Source organism: Nocardioides sp. CER19, from assembly GCF_029846275.1.
Lineage (GTDB): Bacteria > Actinomycetota > Actinomycetes > Propionibacteriales > Nocardioidaceae > Nocardioides.
Genome location: NZ_JARVWS010000002.1, coordinates 278924 through 294237 on the forward strand (window position 1 = coordinate 278924; position 15314 = coordinate 294237).

Consider the following 15314-nt stretch of genomic DNA (forward strand, 5'->3'; position numbering starts at 1 on the left):
CACCGCCCGCGCGCTCACTCGACCAGCTTGCCGTCGATCGGGACGTCCTCGCGCACGAGCCGAGTCAGCTCGGCCGGGACCGGCGGGACCCCCTCCCGCACCACCCCGGTCGTCGGCGACCAGACGAGGTTCACCTGGAGCGCGGGGTCGAGCTCGGGGTGGTCGCTCCGGTTGTGGCACCCGCGGGTCTCGCGCCGCTCGAGGGCGCTCTCCAGCGTCGCTCGCGCCGCGAGCAGCGAGGCCTTGAGGTCGAAGGCGTGGGCCAGGTCCTGGAAGCCGGCGATGTCGGGGTGGATGCCGACGGACTCAGCGCGGCCCTCGATCTCCTCGAGGTCGAGCAGGCCAGCCCGCAGCCCCTCCCCGTCACGGAGGACGCCCGCATGCTCGGTCATCGTGTCGCGGACCGCGCGCTGCAGCGCGCGGACGTTCTCCCGACCGTCGGCCGCGAGGAGCGCCCGCACCTCCTCGCGCGCCTCCTCCTCGGCCTCCCGCGACCTGCGATGGACCTCCAGCCCCGCCGAGTGCTCCGCGGCGGCGCGGCCGGTGATCCGGCCGTAGACGAGCAGCTCGATCAGGGAGTTGCCGCCCAGGCGGTTCGCGCCGTGCAGCCCACTGGCGGCCTCGCCGATCGCATACAGGCCCTCGACGTCGGTGCCGTGGTCGTCCGGTCGCACCCACACGCCGCCCATCGAGTAGTGCGCCGTCGGGGCGACCTCGATCGGGTCGGTCGTGATGTCGAGCATCTGCAGGTCCATCAGCGTCTGGTAGACGCGGGGCAACCTGGTCACGATCGTCTCGCGGGGTAGGTGCGAGACGTCGAGCCAGACCCCGCCGTGCGGGGTTCCCCGGCCCGCCTTGATCTCGGAGTAGGACGCGAGGGCGACCCGGTCACGCGTCGAGAGCTCCATCCGCGCCGGGTCGTAGCGCTCCATGAAGCGCTCGCCGAGCGCGTTGCGCAGCACCCCGCCCTCGCCGCGGGCGGCCTCCGACACGAGGGTGCCGGCCGCGTTCTCCGGCGCCAGCAGGCCCGAGGGGTGGAACTGCACGAGTTCGGCGTCCCGCAGCCGGGCGCCGGCATCGACCGCGAGGCGGAAGGAGTCGCCGTTGTTCTCGTCGCGCCGGGACGACGTACGCCGCCAGATGCGCGTGTGGCCGCCGGCGGCCAGGATCACCGCGTCCGCGTGCAGCACATATCGGGTGCCCTCGGTCAGGTCGAAGGCGTAGGCGCCGAACACGACACCGTCCGCCGTCAGGATCCGCGTCACGTAGAGGCTGTCGAGGATCGGCACGCGCAGCTGCTCGGCGCGGTCGACGAGCGCCCGCTGGATCGCGAGGCCGGTGTAGTCGCCGGCGAAGGCGGTGCGGCGGTAGGTGTGCGCACCGAAGAAGCGCTGCGAGATCCGGCCGTCGTCCTCGCGCGCGAAGTCCATCCCGAACCGGACCAGGTCGGCGATCCCGCGCTCGGCGCCCTTCGCCACGACCTCGACGGTGCGGGGGTCGGCCAGGAAGTAGCTCTCCTTGATGGTGTCGGCCGCGTGCTGCTGCCAGCTGTCGGCGGGGTCCATCGTGCCCAGTGCGGCGTTGATGCCGCCTGCCGCCAGGGAGGTGTGGGCGTCCAGCCGGGGCCGTTTCCCGATCACGAGGACGTCGGTACCGACCTCCGCGAGCTCGATGGCCGCCCGCAGGCCGGCCCCGCCCGTGCCGATGACGAGCACGCTCGTCGTGATCCGCCGCTCGTTCGCGCGCATGCATCAACCTCTCCGGGCCACCCGGTGTGGCGCCTACCTGCACGACCGGACAGCGCGCCGCGCTGTGACAACGCGTAGCGGGCCGTCACAGGGCGCGCCTCCTCCCGGTCGGTCCGGCGCACCGGTCGGGGTCGAGTCGCGGAGAAGGGCGGGACAGACCGGGTTTCACCGGGGCGGCCCACGCCGCCATGCCGGAAGCAGAGAGCGACTGGTCCCACTCGCCACCCCGGCCGGGTCAGCTGTCACACGCGACCGTGGCGTCCGGTCGTCCGTGGTGCACACCCACCCCCTGCTCGTCCCGGCGATCCCGGCCGGGCAGAGGACCCACACGCCTGTCAACGAAGAGGAAAGAGGTGTCTGATGAAGGTCGTCGTCATCGGAGGAAGCGGTCTGGTCGGCTCGAAGGTGGTCAAGCTGCTGGGCGAGCACGGCCACGAGGCCGTGCCGGCGTCGCCGCAGACCGGGTGCAACACCGTCACTGGTGAAGGCCTCGACGAAGCCGTGGCCGGCGCCGACGTCGTCGTGGACGTGTCGAACTCACCGTCGTTCGCCGACGACGACGTCCTGCACTTCTTCACCGCGTCGACCACGAACATCCTGGAGGCGGAGAAGAAGGCCGGCGTCGACCACCACGTCGCCCTCTCGATCGTGGGTTGCGACCGGGCGCCCGACAGCGGCTACCTCCGCGCCAAGGTCGCCCAGGAGCGGCTCATCCAGGAGTCCGGACAGCCGTACTGCATCGTCCGCGCGACGCAGTTCTTCGAGTTCGGCAAGACGATCGCCGACTCGGCCACCGTCGACGGTGAGGTGCACCTGCCGCCGGTCGGGTTCCAGCCCATCGCGTCCGACGACGTCGCGCGCGCCGTCGGTCGGATGGCCGCCGGCAAGCCGATCAACGGGCATCTCGAGGTCGCCGGCCCGACCCGCTACCGGTTCGACGAGTTCATCGCCGGTGTTCTCGAGCGCCTCGGCGACCCGCGCCGCGTCGTCGCCGATCCGCAGGCGCCGTACTTCGGCCAGGTGCTGGCCGAGGACACCATCGTCCCGGGCGAGGGTGCTGAGCTGGCCGCGACCACCTACGAGGAGTGGGTGAAGCTCTCCGAGCAGCGCTGACCGCTCCGCGGGGCGTACGTCGCGCCGGTCGCCGGATCTGTCCGGCGGCCGGCGCGCTGCTGCCCCCGGCTGTCACACCGTGGCGGGGTGTGCGGTCTAAGAGTTCGTGAAGACCCTCACCCGTGCACACCGAGGCTCCGCGCCCCGACGGATCGTCATCGTCGGAGGCGGGTACGCCGGCTTCTACACCGCGTGGCAGCTCGAGAAGCGCCTGCGCCCCGGCGAGGCGACGGTCACCGTCGTCGACCCGCTGCCCTACATGACCTACCAACCGTTCCTGCCCGAGGTGCTGGCCGGTTCCATCGAGGCTCGGCACGCCGTCATCTCCCTGCGACGCCACCTGCGCCGCACGCGGGTCGTCAACGGTGCGGTCACCTCGATCGACCACGACCGGCGGACGGCGTACGTGCACCTGACCGGGGGTGGTGAGGTCCCGCTCGAGTACGACGAGGTCGTCGTCACGGCGGGCTCGATCACCCGCACCTTCCCGGTGCCGGGCATCCCCGACGAGGCGATCGGGCTCAAGCGGATCGAGGAGGCGGTCGCCATCCGCGACACCCTGCTCAGCTCGCTCGACATCGCCGCCGACCTGCCGCCCGGCCCAGATCGCGACCGGCTGCTGACCGTCACGTTCGTGGGCGGCGGCTTCGCCGGCGTCGAGGGCTTCGCCGAGCTGCTCAGCCTGGCTCGGGCGGTCGCAAGGAAGCGTTATCGGATCGACCCGGCCGAGCTGCGCTTCCACCTGGTCGAGGCCGCCGGCCGCATCCTGCCCGAGGTGAGCCCGTCGGTCAGCGTGTGGGTCGCGAAGCGGCTGACCCACAAGGGCGCCGCCGTGCACCTCGGCACCACCGTGACGTCGGTGTGCGACGGCGTCGTCGACCTCTCGTCCGGCGAGAGGTTCGAGTCCGGGCTCATCGTGTGGACCGCCGGCATCGCCGCGAACCCGGTGATCGCCAAGCGGACCGATCTCCCCACGAACGCACGCGGCCTGATCGTCGTACGGCCCGACCTGCAGGTCGGCACGGACGAGGCGCCCGTGCCGGGAGCCTGGGCCGCCGGCGACGCCGCGGCCGTCCCCGACCTCGCGGTCGGCGGATCGGCCGTCACCGTGCCCAACGCCCAGCACGCCGTGCGCCAGGGCAAGCGGCTGGCGAAGAACCTTGCCGCCGTGACTCGCGGCCGACGTACTCGCCCCTATCGACACGGCAGCCTCGGCGTCATCGCCACCCTCGGACTGGGCGACGGCGTCTTCGAGAGCGGCCCGGTCGTGCTCAAGGGATTCCTCGCGTGGGTCGTCCACCGGGGCTACCACGTGCTCGCGATCCCGACCTGGGAGCGCAAGCTGCGGGTGCTGGCGGTCTGGGGGCTGGGCGCGTTCCTCGGACGGGACATCGTGTCGCTGCGCTCGGTGCAGCAGCCGGGCTACGGGTTCCGGCACGAGGGGCAGGTCTGGTACCCCGACACGCGTCGCCGTGAGTCAGAGGAGCTCCGGGCGGCGAAGTGAGCGAATGCGGTCGGCACGGTCACTCCCAGGGAGTGACCGTGTCGACCCCGTCGAGCTGCTCGTGCCAGCTCAGCATGTCCTCGCGGGTGAACGGCGAACCCGCCGGTGGGAGGTCGGCCTTGTCCAGGCGCGGCTCGGCGAGCGCGACCGGCCGGACACCCACGAGCAGCAGCTGGGCGAGCAGGTCGCTGCGGACGGTGCTGACGCTCGGCCGTCCGCAGGCAGGGCAGCAGTAGAGCAGCTCGGCCGCAGGGCGAGGCTCGACGTCGACGCGGAGCACGGCGCGATCCATGTAGACAGTGACCTCGTCGTCACAGCGCGGGCAGATCAGCAAGATGTCCACCACGACCGGCTCCTTCCATGCGTTGTCACGAAGGTCCGACCGGACGCCGATCGAAGCCGTGACGATCACGCCCCGTGATCTGCGTCGAGTCCCGCAGGCGGGCTCCAACCGAAACGATCGTGCGACGCGGCGAGCTGACGCAGGCTGGAGGTGCTGGACGCCCGGCTTCAGCGCTCGTCGGTCCCGCGGATCCGCGGCAGCTGCTGCGTGACGTCGTCCGGGCTGATGTCGCGGTCGGTCGGCGGCCGGGGTTGAGCCGACGAGCGCAGCGGTGGCCGCGCGCGGCGCGGGCGCCGCAGCTGGAGCTGACGCCGTACGCGCTGCTCCAGGTCCAGCTCGCGCTGCACGCGCAGCACGGTCGACAGGACCGCCGCATTCAGCTCGGCCAGCTGGGGATCGCCACCGAACGTCGCGAAGTCCTCGAGCCGATCCCGAGCCTCGGGCAGCGATGAAATCGAGCGGTGGAGCGCTCGGAAGTCGACCGCTCCCACCTGTCGGGCGGGCGCGGCCTCCAGCCGGACCAGCTCGCCGAAGGTGTCGATCGCGTCGGCCAGCTCGCGGAACACCTGGGCCAGCCCACGCAGTACGTCGTCGGCGCCGTCCTGGCGGAGCCAGTCGGCGCGGGACGTGGCGTCGGTGAGGGCCCGGAACATCGACCGCACCGCGAGCGCGGTGTGCTCGAGTGCCTCCAGCCCGTGCCGAAGCCCCGGACCCACGTCGGAGGTAGCCACCGCCCGGACGTTGAGGCGCCGCCCCTGCTCCGCCCGCTCCAGGCTCGCCCCGACCCGGGGGACGTCGTGGTGGGTGATGCTGCGCGCCTCCCCGAGCCACGCGGGCGCGGCTGCCGACACCGACGGCGGGTCGTGGGCGAGCTGCTCGAGGGCCTGCGCCGACCGACGGAGCAGGTCGCTCACTGCGTCCGCGAGCCCCTCGATCGCGCGGCCCGCGTCCGCCGTCGGGATGCGCGGCGGGAAGAGCAGGTTCGCCACGATGCCGACCCCCGCACCGACCAGGGTCTCCGCGATCCGCTGGCCGGCGGCCGCCGTCGCCCCGAGGGCTCCGACGCCGAGCACGAGCATGCCGCTGATCGCGACCTCCATCAGGTTGGCCCTCAGCCGGAGCACCTGACCGATGATCACCGACACGAAGATCAGCAGGCCCAGGCTCCACCACTCCAGCGGGACCACGGCCGCGAAGGCGACCGCCACCGACACTCCGATCACCACCGACACGACCCGGTCGAGGCCGCTGGCCAGCAGCGACACCGGCGTCACCTGCACCACCAGCATCGCGGTGAGCGGTGCGAGCAGCGGCAGCGTGCCCGGGAAGATCAGCAGGCCGACGACGTAGCTGGCGGTCGCCGCGATCGTGATGCGCAGCGCCCACAGCAGCGCCCCGCGCCACTCGCTCTGCAGACGCCTCAACTCTCGGTCGAAGCGGACCCGCCATCGATCGGACACACGACCATCATTGCCCTCAGAGCACGGCGAGCGGGTCCTCGGCACCCTCTGCGTTCGCGCATGCCCGTCCGAACGGCCCGGCATCCGGGCTGGTAGGGGTGGACAGGGCCGGATCTAGCACTTGTCCCGACGGCATGCCTGGACGCACGATGCTGACGTCGGAGGGAGATCCCATGACCGGGAACACCACGCCGCAGACCGCACCGCCGTCCACGCTCGACGATGATGTGCCGCGGCCCGAGCGCGCCGATAGCCGCTACAGCAGCAAGGGACTGCTGAAGCGCGCGCCGTATGAGGAGGAGTTGGCCCGCCTGCAGGAGCAGCTGGTGCTGTTGCAGTACTGGATCCAGTCCCAGGGCCTGAAGGTGCTGGTCATCTTCGAGGGCCGCGGCTCGGCCGGCAAAGGAGGGGTCATCCAGGCCATCACCGCGCGCACCAGTCCACGGACCGTCCGCGTCGTCGCGCTGCCGAAGCCGAGCGAGCGCGAGCGTACGCAGTGGTACTTCCAGCGGTACGTGCAACACCTGCCAGCCGCGGGGGAGATGGTGCTCTTTGACCGCAGCTGGTACAACCGCTCGAACGTCGAGTGGGTGATGGGCTTCTGCACGGAGGCTGAGCACCAGGAGTTCCTGCGCACGTGCCCGGAATTCGAGCGGATGTTGGTGCGCTCCGGGATCGTGCTGCTGAAGTACTGGTTCTCGGTCAGCTTCGCGGAGCAGCGTCGGCGATTCGAGGCGCGCAATGCCGAGCCGCTGAAGCGGTGGAAGCTCTCGGACATGGACCTGGCCGAGCACGAGCTCTACGTGAAGTACTCGATGGCGAAGGACACGACGTTCGAGTACACCGACATCAAGCAGGCCCCCTGGTACGTCGTTCCCTCCGACGACAAACGCGCCGCCCGGCTCAACTGCATCGGGCACCTGCTCTCGCAGTTCGACTACGTCGACGTCGCACCGGATGTGGTCGAGCTGCCCCAGATGCAGGACATCCCCTATGTTCGGCCTCCGAAGCACGAGCAGACCTTCGTCCCGCAGAAGTGGTGAGCGCGAAGTGCTCCTGCGCTCAACGGCCTTCGAGCCGGCCGGCCCACTCGCCGTCGCTTCCGGTCCGGCTGGGTGATCGCGCGCACCAGGCCGACGACACCGAGCGCCACGAGCGTCATCGACGAGCAGGCGATCTGTTGAACGTTCGGCGACACACCGGCTCGGTCATCGGCGGATCCGGTTGCTCGTCGGGGGACAGGGGCGGATCGCCGCAGGGCACGACCAAGCCCCTCCCCGCGAAGCGGCGAGGTCAGGTGGTTGTCCCCTTCAGCCGTCGCCACCCACCGGCGCGATTGTTTGCCACGATGCTGCGGAGAACCGCGACAAGCGCACGTCGGTTGATCGCGTCGCCTTGGTAGAACTGGATCGCGCGGGCCGTTGCGTTGCCTTCGCCCTGATTGATGATGCCGTCAGGGTCCGGGACGGTCGGGTCGTACAAGAACAAGTTGACGTGGTCCTTGGTCGCCAACAGCGCGCAGACGTTGCCGTGGCACACGAAGTATGGCCGGACCGATCGCTTGATCGTTTCTTCGATCCCGGGGTCGGCCTCCCAGATGACGGCTCGAAGGTCGGCGCATAGTTCGCGCTGCCAAGGAGGCAGGGCAGTGAGGTAGGCGTCGACGCCGGGGTGTGCGCGATCCGTCACGCATAGCAACGTACGCCCCGTTCGAGGATGACCACTTCCGCGCACGGTCGCCGCGCTGACGACCGTCGGCGCGTCCCTCCAGAGCCGCAGCTGACCCGGGCAGCCGATAAATCAGATCGGCTTCGTGGCCCGTCGGCGTGATTCGCCCGATCTGCGTTCGTGATCGTCACGGCGCCGGTCGACCACACCCGCTCAACTACCGCAGCGTGCCGCCGAACCAGCTGCTCGTCCAGATCCGGTCGACCTGGACGACCTTGCCGGGGTACGGCGCGTGGAGCAGGTAGTAGCCAGGGCGCCGATGGCCGGCGAAGAGGCCGACGTGGTAGACGTGCCCACCGCTGGTGAAGAACACGAGGTCGCCCAGACGAAGTCGGGAGCGTTGGATGTGCCTCACGGCGCCGGCCTGTGCCGAGGACGTGCGCGGCAGTCGGAAGCCGGCATGGTGGTAGGCGTACGACGTCAGTCCGGAGCAGTCGAACGAGCTGGGGCCCTCGGCGCCGTAACGGTAGGGGTCACCCCGTTGGCGCAGAGCGATCCGGTACGCCCGTCGGACCTTCTCCAGACGGACCGCCCTGCCGGGAGCCACGCGTTCAGGGAGGCGGGCGGTCGTCCCGCGCATGAGCGAGGTGCTGGTCGTGGCGGTGGACGGCACGGTCGCCGCACGGGCCTGGGGGTGCCCGTTGGGGAGGAGGACGGCTCCTACGGCGAGGGCTGCGACGGCGAGCTCGGCCCGGCGGACCGTGCTCGACACTGTGGAGTTGAGCATGCGTGGATTCCTTCTCACGCCTGCGAGGTGAGCTGTCGGGTTCGGGCGAGAAGGTGCCCGGCCAAGGGCTGGGTCAGCAGCCTGGTTGGCTTCACCCCAAGTGCCGTCCGAGGGCGGCGCGCGGTGGGTCCCCCGCTCCTGCCCCGCGGTGCGTCGTCACTCTGCTCGGGATGAACCGGCGCTCGACAGGGGCAGGACTCGACGTGCGTCGATGCCGGCTTTTGCGGATGCAATCCGTCGAGGCTAAGCATCCGGAGCACGCCATGGAAGCCCCGTGGACAGGTCTTTGCCGTCGGCGAGGAGTTTCGGAAGGCCCTCCCGGCGCGATCAGCGGCCGGCTCGGGATGTACGCGGATCCGGCCCGCACTGCTGCTCCCAGCCGGGCCGCGGCAGAGTCGGATGTTCTCGGCGCGCGACTCCCGACCGGTCAGGTCTGTTGGGGTGCCCGGCCGGTGCGGAACATGCTCCAGAGCGCGGTCGGGGTGTGGCGCCAGCCGAGGCTGCGGGCGAGGTGGAAGGTTTCGGCGCCGGCGAGGGCGATGCCGATGAGGCCCATCAAGAATTGGATGGTCCAGACGGTGATGCGGATCCGGCCCGCATCGGGTTCGGTCACGTCGCTCACCCAGATGATGAGTTGGGCGAAGGGAAACCAGGACAGGACGAAGAGGCTGATGCCTGCACGTAGCCGGAGTGCTCGGCGCCTCATGCTGGCCTCCCGCGGGTCGGAGTGCCGCGTCGTGCGTGGTGCGGTGCTCACTGAAATCCTCCCACGCCCCGCGGTGTGATCGATCCAGCAGGTCGTCTTTTGCGGATCCCCGCCCGCTCACCTGGAACGCTCGACCCCACGGGCCTCTCACAGCGTGACCCGTCAGTGAATCGATGGAGCGACAGCAGTGGCGGCGCAGCGATCGGCGTGCTGGCGTAGCGCCTGAACGCGTGCTGTCGCTAGCGTGCGTTCATGGCAGACGTCGTGCTTCGGGTCCGGTTCACCAGCGGTGACCATACCGACGTCCGGTACGAAGACCGCGATGCCGCCGACGAAGAAGATGTTGTCGATCGCGTGGTCGCAACGCTCGCATCCGACCCCGGTGTCCTTCGCTGCCAGCACGGGGATCGACTGCTCGTTCTGTTCGCGCGTGGCGTTGCCTCCATCGAACTGGCGCCGCGGGGCGCCATCTTGTGACCCTCGTGCTGGCATCGCCCCTCGCACCCCGAGCGGTAGGCGTGCCGTAGCCTCGTGAGGGCCGGTGCGATCGAGGGAGCTGCTGTGTCTACAACGCCGACCAACCTGCTGGAGGATCTCGAGCCCGTCGTCGCCGACAACCTCGACCGCCACCTGTCGATGGCTCAGGAGTGGCACCCCCACGACTATGTCCCCTGGAGCCAGGGCCGCGACTTCGCGTTCCTCGGCGGCGAGGACTGGCGTCCCGAGCAGTCGCAGCTCTCCGAGACAGCCAAGGCCGCGATGTTCACCAACCTGCTCACCGAGGACAACCTGCCGTCATACCACCGCGAGATCGCGACTCGCTTCGGCCGCGACGGTGCCTGGGGCACCTGGGTGGGCCGCTGGACGGCGGAGGAGAACCGGCACGGCATCGCGATGCGCGACTATCTCGTCGTGACCCGCGGCGTGGACCCGGTCGAGCTCGAGCGGGCCCGGATGGACTACATGAGCTCCGGCTACGAGTCGGGCGACAAGACCGCCCTCGAGGCCGTGGCGTACGTGTCGTTCCAAGAGCTGGCGACCCGGGTCTCGCACCGCAACACCGGCAAGGTCACCGGCGACCCGATCGCCGACCGGCTGCTCGCCCGAATCTCCAAGGACGAGAACCTCCACATGATCTTCTACCGCAACATCGTCTCGGCGGCGTTGGAGATCGCGCCGGACGCCACCATGCGGGCGATCGCCGACGAGGTGATCGGCTTCGAGATGCCGGGTGCGACGATGGCAGGCTTCCGCCGCAACTCGATGATCATCGCGAAGGCCGGCATCTACGACCTCCGGCTGCACCACGACGAGGTGATCATGCCGGTGCTGCGGCACTGGGACGTCTTCGACCGCAGCGACCTCGGACCCGATGGCGAACGGGCCCGCGAGGACCTCTGCACGTTCCTCGAAGCACTCGACACGCAGGCGACCAGGTTCGTCGACCGGCGTGAGGAGAGCCGCGCCCGGGCCGCCGCGCGCGACGACGGGACACGCCCTGACATCGTCGCCTCCTGAACAGGTCGTGCCGAAGGCCTAGAACCGGCCGAACCACGACTGGGCCGACAAGAGCGCACGCGCGGGCAGCGCCGACAGGGCGGCGGAGTGACGCAGGTGCGGAGGAAGCGATCACCGATCCACAGCGCGGCTGCGGTCCTCGCCAATCCGGCCTGATCCTGGTGGAGCTATTGGCCGTAGGAGTACCGGAGGTCAGCGAACAAGAGCACGTTCATCCGGTACCGGAGGTGACCGGCGATCTTTTCGTCGGGCGGATTGTCGGGAGTTAGCAAGCCGAACTTCAGGAGCGTCTCGTCGCGAGCGGCCGCCAGGTCGAAACGCACCTCGTCGTCGGGCCTACTCGGCCACAGCGAGGACCAGACGACGCGGTTCGGTCGCTCGGACTCCAGAACGTGAGGCTCGACCTCGTCGCGGTGGAGGTTGAGCCAGGGGCGCGTCCCTGGTTTGTGTGGGTCGACGAGGGAGTCGAAGACCACCCACGGCGGCGCTGGCAGCCTCTTGGCGCGTGATCCGATCTCAATCACCGCCGCAGCGTAAGGGATGTCCAGGCGACAGATCCTGCGGTTAAGGGCGAGGAGCGTGGCCGCCTGCTGGCGGCGGAGTGACGCAGGCAGATCTGCGGCGATCGCCGCAGACGTTTGCGTGTCAGCGGGTGGACCGTTGCACCCTCTGGGTATGGCACAGGAGACAGGCCCATCGTTACTGTGTCAGCACTCGGGGCCTCGGGGTGTGGCTCCTTTAGCTCGGGAGCACCTGCATGAACCCACGCCGCATCCTTGTCGGTCTGGTCCTCATCGTTGCGCTGGGTGTAAGCCCCGCAGCGCCCGCCCTTGCAGCCAAGCCGCTGCCGGTGCCGCTGACGATCACCTCAGCGGTCGTTGTCGACACTCGCACGGTGGAGTTGACGTGGACCCCGACGAAGGGTGCCGACCATTACGTTGTCACCGGGTCGGGCGGGTCGCCGATCTACACGACCGCGACAACGACTCGGGTGACCGATCTCTACCCAGGCGACGTTCACGAATTCGTCGTCACCGCAGAGACGCGCAAGAACCAGGAGCTCGGGACCAGTGACACGGTCTACGTGGCTACGCCGCCCGAGGGACCGACCGGTCAGCTCGGCTGGGCGGCCGCGTTGGATGGTGACGTACGGATCTGGAGCGGGTCGGGGATCGGCTGTGTGACGTTCGACCTCGGCATCTTGGCGGCCGACGGGACCTACTCGTCGCTGGGGGATGGGGTGGACCAGGGTGGCCCGCGCACCTGGACGATCTTCCAAGGTTCGGGGACGACGGAGACGTACGCCGTGAGGTGTCAGGGCAGCGGGAGCCTGTGGTCGCCCTGGTCCGAGGCGACCTCGGTCACTCTTCCGTAGCACCGCACGGCCGCCAAGCTTGCCTGGACGGATCCGTGCGTCCCGCTTGCGGAGGGGTGACGCACGGTTCTTGCGGGCCCCGTGAGCGGGTACGGAACCGCTGGTCGCGCCGTACTGCGGCCCAACGTGTCCGAACGTGGGTGGGCACGCGCGACTGCCGAGATCGGTACCTACGCCGCGCCGGTCTGCAAGCCCGCCGCGCATGACCGCCCGCACGCCGGGTCGTGGACCGGTCGAGGACGTCAAACGGTCGCGCTCAGGTGACCGTGGCGCGCAGCTCGTCCTGCGCCGCGCTCAGCAGGGCCGTGGCGCGCGGGAAGTCCTTGAGCTCGCCGGCCAGTAGGTCGAGCGCCGGGAGGAGCGAGACGGCCGGCACGCCGCGGGCCGACAGGATGCCGGCGGTCCAGGTGAGGAACCCGGTGAACAGCTCCGCCTCCCCGACGTACAGGGCGGTGGCGAGGAAGTCCACGATGTGTGCGAGATCCTCAGCGGTGTGCTGGCGTTGCAGGTCGGTGTAGTCACGCATGGCCGGGACGCGTTCCTCGAGGCCGGCGAGCACGGCCCTGACGAGCGCCGCCGAGCTGCGGCTGACCATGGTGTATTCCTGGTCGGCCAGGTGTGGCAGGTCGTCGATCGGCTGGTGCGCCGCCTGCGGCCTCGGCAGCGGTCCGGCCGCGAGTCGGTCGGCAGCAGCGCGTGCGTCAGGCGCCCACGCCTGCGCCCCGAGGAGCCGGGCGTAACGCCCCTCCGGCCCGAACGCGGCCCCGCCGACCATGACCGGGATGCCGGCGCTCTGGCAGGCGGTGATGGTCGCGTGCGCGACCGGCAGCCGGGTCGGGATCGAGCCGGAGAGCGCGACGACGTCAGGACTCGTGCGGTGCAGGTGGGTGATCAGGTGTGGGGTCGGGACCTGGGCGCCGAGGTAGTCGACACGGAAGCCGCGCAGCGTGAGCACCTCGGTCAGCAGGCGCGCCGGGAGCGCGTGCCACTCGCCGTCCACGCAGGCGACCGTCACGCGACCCCGGTCCAGCTGGGGGCGGGGGAGCCGCCCGGCGAGGCTCGCCACGACCCGTTCGTTGATGGCGGTCGCAGCGTGCTCCTGAGCGACGCTGATGGTGTTGTCGGCCCACGCCAGACCGATGCGCTGCTGGACGGCGCCGATGACGTCCAGCAGGAGCTCTTCCGGGTCCGCACCGTCGTCCAGTGCCGCGACGACGGTGTCGACCGCCGCCCGCTCGTCTCCGGCGATCACCGCGTCCCAGAGCCGCTCCGCGGTGGGCGGAGCGGGGCGCGAGTGATCGTCTCGGGTGACCGGGTGCGACATGGAGCGGTCCTACCTGTCGCCATCCGGAGCACGCCTGTCCGAACCCACGGGAGCCGCGATGGCGAGCACGGCCATGTCGTCGTGGGACGCGCCCCCCAGCCACTCGGTCGCCAGCATGAGGACGTGCGCAACCATCGCCTCCGCCGGCATACCGGCGCACCCGGCCAGTGCCCGCCGCAGCCGCGCCTCGCCGAACATCTCGTCGCCCAGCGGGCCACCGCGCGCCTCGATGATGCCGTCGGTGTAGAGCAGGCAGGTCTCACCGGGGTCGAGCAGGATCTGCTCCGTCGAGCCGTCGATGACCGGGAGTACGCCGACCAGCGAGCCCCGGCCGAACACCTCCTCGACCCGGCCGTCGGCACGGATGATCAGCGGCGGTAGGTGCCCGGCCCTGGTGAGGCTCAAGCGCACCTGCTCGCCGACTCGGACGGCCGAGGCGAGGACCATCGTTGCGAACCGGGGGTCCTGCGTGCTGAGCAGCGCCGCGTTGAGCAGGTCGAGCATCCGGAGGTGGTCGCCCGCCATCGGCAGCAGGGCCTGCATCGTGTTGCGGATCTTGCCGGTGAGCACGGCCGCCTCGAGGCCCTTGCCGCACACGTCGCCGAGGAGGGCCAGCGACCCGCCGCCCTCGAGCGGGTGGACGTCGTAGAAGTCGCCACCCAGACGCGAGGTGTCCTGGGCGGGCCGGTAGATGCCGGCGAAGTCGACGCCGTCGACCCGCTGCAGCGCTGGCGGCAGGAGCCCGGCGGTCAGCACCTCGGTGATCGCACTCTGCTCCTCGAAGAGTCGGGCCGCGGAGAGCGCCGCCCCGACTCGGGCGGCGAACAGCCGGGCGACCGCCTCCTCGCTCTCGGAGAACGGCTGCGCCTCGGTGCTGCGGAGGAGGATCAGCGCGCCGGCCGGCACCCCGTGCCCGGGCAGCGCTGTCACGACCATCGACCCGGTCGCCCGGATGCTGTCCGGCAGGACCCACTCCGGCGCCAGCGCCGGGTCGATCCAGCGCGACGGCACGGGCGGAAAGCCCTGCAGTGCCTCAGCGAGACCGGGCAGGTCGTGCGGATGGATGTCGAGCGTCACGGCTCGCGCGCGCTGACCGCGTACGCACACCGCGGTGGCGTGTCGACCGCGGACCTCTGGCTCGATGACCCACGCGACGTCCGCGAGCCGAGCAGCGGCGAGCTCGGCGGCGACCTCCATCGTGCGTACGACGTTGAGGGAGCTGAGCAGGTCGTCGGACGCGGTCCGCAGGAACGTCGTGCGCTCGCGCTCCGTGCGCAGCTCATCCTGCAGCCGGGTCACGTCGGTGGTCTCCGTCAGCCACCACATCGACGACCCGTCGGGGACCCGGACCGAGGTTGCTGTGAAGGTCCGCTCACCCACAGACCCGGCGACCGCGTCGCGACCAAGGTCGATCGATGTCGAGCGGTGGGCCTCAGCCAGCCAGCCGGGCACGCAGTCGGCCAGCTCCCGACCCGGCCCGGAGTGGGGCAGGACCAGCAGGGCCGCATCGTTCGCGGCCAGGACGACACCGTCCACGTCGACCAGGAGCGCCGGGCTCGGCGCGCTCGCCCAACCGGGGTGCACAGCCGTCGGGACGGCTGAACGGTCGGCTTCCAAGGACATGCGGCACCACGAGGCTCTCTCCCTCGCGACCGGTACCGCGAGACGTCATGACGAAGTGTTACTTGCCGGTCACGCTAGTGCACACCCGGCGCCACGTCGCGCCGGAGGGCATCGCCAGCCGGACGAGCGCCGCTGACGTGCGCCG

The 15314-nt window shown here is 70.6% G+C and carries 15 protein-coding genes and 1 riboswitch; of the genes, 6 read left to right on the forward strand and 9 right to left on the reverse strand.

Features of this window, described 5'->3' with window-relative positions; genetic code table 11:
- Positions 1–14: 14 nt before the first annotated feature.
- Positions 15–1748, reverse strand: a complete 1734-nt coding sequence (locus QDS12_RS09745; protein WP_279878794.1) for an FAD-dependent oxidoreductase — start codon at positions 1746–1748, stop codon at positions 15–17.
- 360 nt (positions 1749–2108) lie between these two features.
- On the opposite strand from QDS12_RS09745, the gene QDS12_RS09750 reads away from it, so the two are divergent.
- Positions 2109–2861 carry an SDR family oxidoreductase gene (locus QDS12_RS09750; RefSeq protein WP_279878795.1) on the forward strand — a complete coding sequence of 251 codons (753 nt, stop codon included), beginning with the start codon at positions 2109–2111 and terminating at the stop codon, positions 2859–2861.
- A 106-nt stretch (positions 2862–2967) separates the two neighbouring features.
- A complete protein-coding gene (locus QDS12_RS09755) occupies positions 2968–4365 on the forward strand; it encodes an NAD(P)/FAD-dependent oxidoreductase (protein ID WP_279878796.1) in 1398 nt (465 codons plus the stop codon).
- 19 nt (positions 4366–4384) lie between these two features.
- On the opposite strand, the gene QDS12_RS09760 is transcribed toward QDS12_RS09755, so the two are convergent.
- Both QDS12_RS09760 and QDS12_RS09765 read right to left on the reverse strand, forming a co-directional pair.
- On the reverse strand, positions 4385–4711 hold the full coding sequence (locus tag QDS12_RS09760) for a hypothetical protein (RefSeq protein ID WP_279878797.1): 327 nt from the start codon (positions 4709–4711) through the stop codon (positions 4385–4387).
- 164 nt (positions 4712–4875) lie between these two features.
- Positions 4876–6132 (reverse strand): aromatic acid exporter family protein, encoded by a 1257-nt coding sequence (locus QDS12_RS09765; protein ID WP_279878798.1) that lies wholly within the window; start codon positions 6130–6132, stop codon positions 4876–4878.
- A gap of 209 nt (positions 6133–6341) precedes the next feature.
- Here QDS12_RS09765 and ppk2 point away from each other — a divergent pair, with 209 nt between their 5' ends.
- Positions 6342–7211, forward strand: coding sequence for a polyphosphate kinase 2 (gene ppk2 / locus QDS12_RS09770; RefSeq protein WP_279878799.1), 870 nt, complete (start codon positions 6342–6344; stop codon positions 7209–7211).
- A 250-nt stretch (positions 7212–7461) separates the two neighbouring features.
- Here ppk2 and QDS12_RS09775 read toward each other — a convergent pair whose 3' ends face one another.
- From QDS12_RS09775 to QDS12_RS09785, 3 genes are all read right to left on the reverse strand, one after another.
- Positions 7462–7857: a DUF1801 domain-containing protein gene (locus QDS12_RS09775; RefSeq protein ID WP_279878800.1), complete on the reverse strand. Its 396-nt coding sequence runs from the start codon at positions 7855–7857 to the stop codon at positions 7462–7464.
- A 196-nt stretch (positions 7858–8053) separates the two neighbouring features.
- Positions 8054–8623 carry a C40 family peptidase gene (locus tag QDS12_RS09780; protein WP_279878801.1) on the reverse strand — a complete coding sequence of 190 codons (570 nt, stop codon included), beginning with the start codon at positions 8621–8623 and terminating at the stop codon, positions 8054–8056.
- Between the two features lie 6 nt (positions 8624–8629).
- Positions 8630–8784: riboswitch (cyclic di-AMP (ydaO/yuaA leader) on the reverse strand.
- A 266-nt stretch (positions 8785–9050) separates the two neighbouring features.
- On the reverse strand, positions 9051–9329 hold the full coding sequence (locus QDS12_RS09785; RefSeq protein ID WP_279878802.1) for a hypothetical protein: 279 nt from the start codon (positions 9327–9329) through the stop codon (positions 9051–9053).
- Between the two features lie 252 nt (positions 9330–9581).
- Between QDS12_RS09785 and QDS12_RS09790 the strand changes: the two genes are divergently transcribed.
- Together QDS12_RS09790 and QDS12_RS09795 are read left to right on the forward strand one after the other, a co-directional pair.
- Positions 9582–9806, forward strand: coding sequence for a hypothetical protein (locus QDS12_RS09790; protein ID WP_279878803.1), 225 nt, complete (start codon positions 9582–9584; stop codon positions 9804–9806).
- An 84-nt stretch (positions 9807–9890) separates the two neighbouring features.
- Complete coding sequence (locus QDS12_RS09795; protein ID WP_279878804.1) at positions 9891–10847, forward strand: acyl-ACP desaturase; 957 nt, start codon at positions 9891–9893, stop codon at positions 10845–10847.
- Positions 10848–11014: 167 nt separating this feature from the next.
- Here the strand turns inward: QDS12_RS09795 and QDS12_RS09800 are convergent, their stop codons facing one another.
- Positions 11015–11371, reverse strand: coding sequence for a hypothetical protein (locus QDS12_RS09800; RefSeq protein ID WP_279878805.1), 357 nt, complete (start codon positions 11369–11371; stop codon positions 11015–11017).
- Between the two features lie 233 nt (positions 11372–11604).
- Between QDS12_RS09800 and QDS12_RS09805 the strand changes: the two genes are divergently transcribed.
- Positions 11605–12222 carry a hypothetical protein gene (locus tag QDS12_RS09805; protein WP_279878806.1) on the forward strand — a complete coding sequence of 206 codons (618 nt, stop codon included), beginning with the start codon at positions 11605–11607 and terminating at the stop codon, positions 12220–12222.
- Positions 12223–12478: 256 nt separating this feature from the next.
- Here the strand turns inward: QDS12_RS09805 and QDS12_RS09810 are convergent, their stop codons facing one another.
- Together QDS12_RS09810 and QDS12_RS09815 are read right to left on the reverse strand one after the other, a co-directional pair.
- Positions 12479–13546 carry a B12-binding domain-containing protein gene (locus QDS12_RS09810; protein ID WP_279878807.1) on the reverse strand — a complete coding sequence of 356 codons (1068 nt, stop codon included), beginning with the start codon at positions 13544–13546 and terminating at the stop codon, positions 12479–12481.
- A gap of 9 nt (positions 13547–13555) precedes the next feature.
- Positions 13556–15169 (reverse strand): SpoIIE family protein phosphatase, encoded by a 1614-nt coding sequence (locus tag QDS12_RS09815; protein WP_279878808.1) that lies wholly within the window; start codon positions 15167–15169, stop codon positions 13556–13558.
- Positions 15170–15314: the final 145 nt, after the last annotated feature.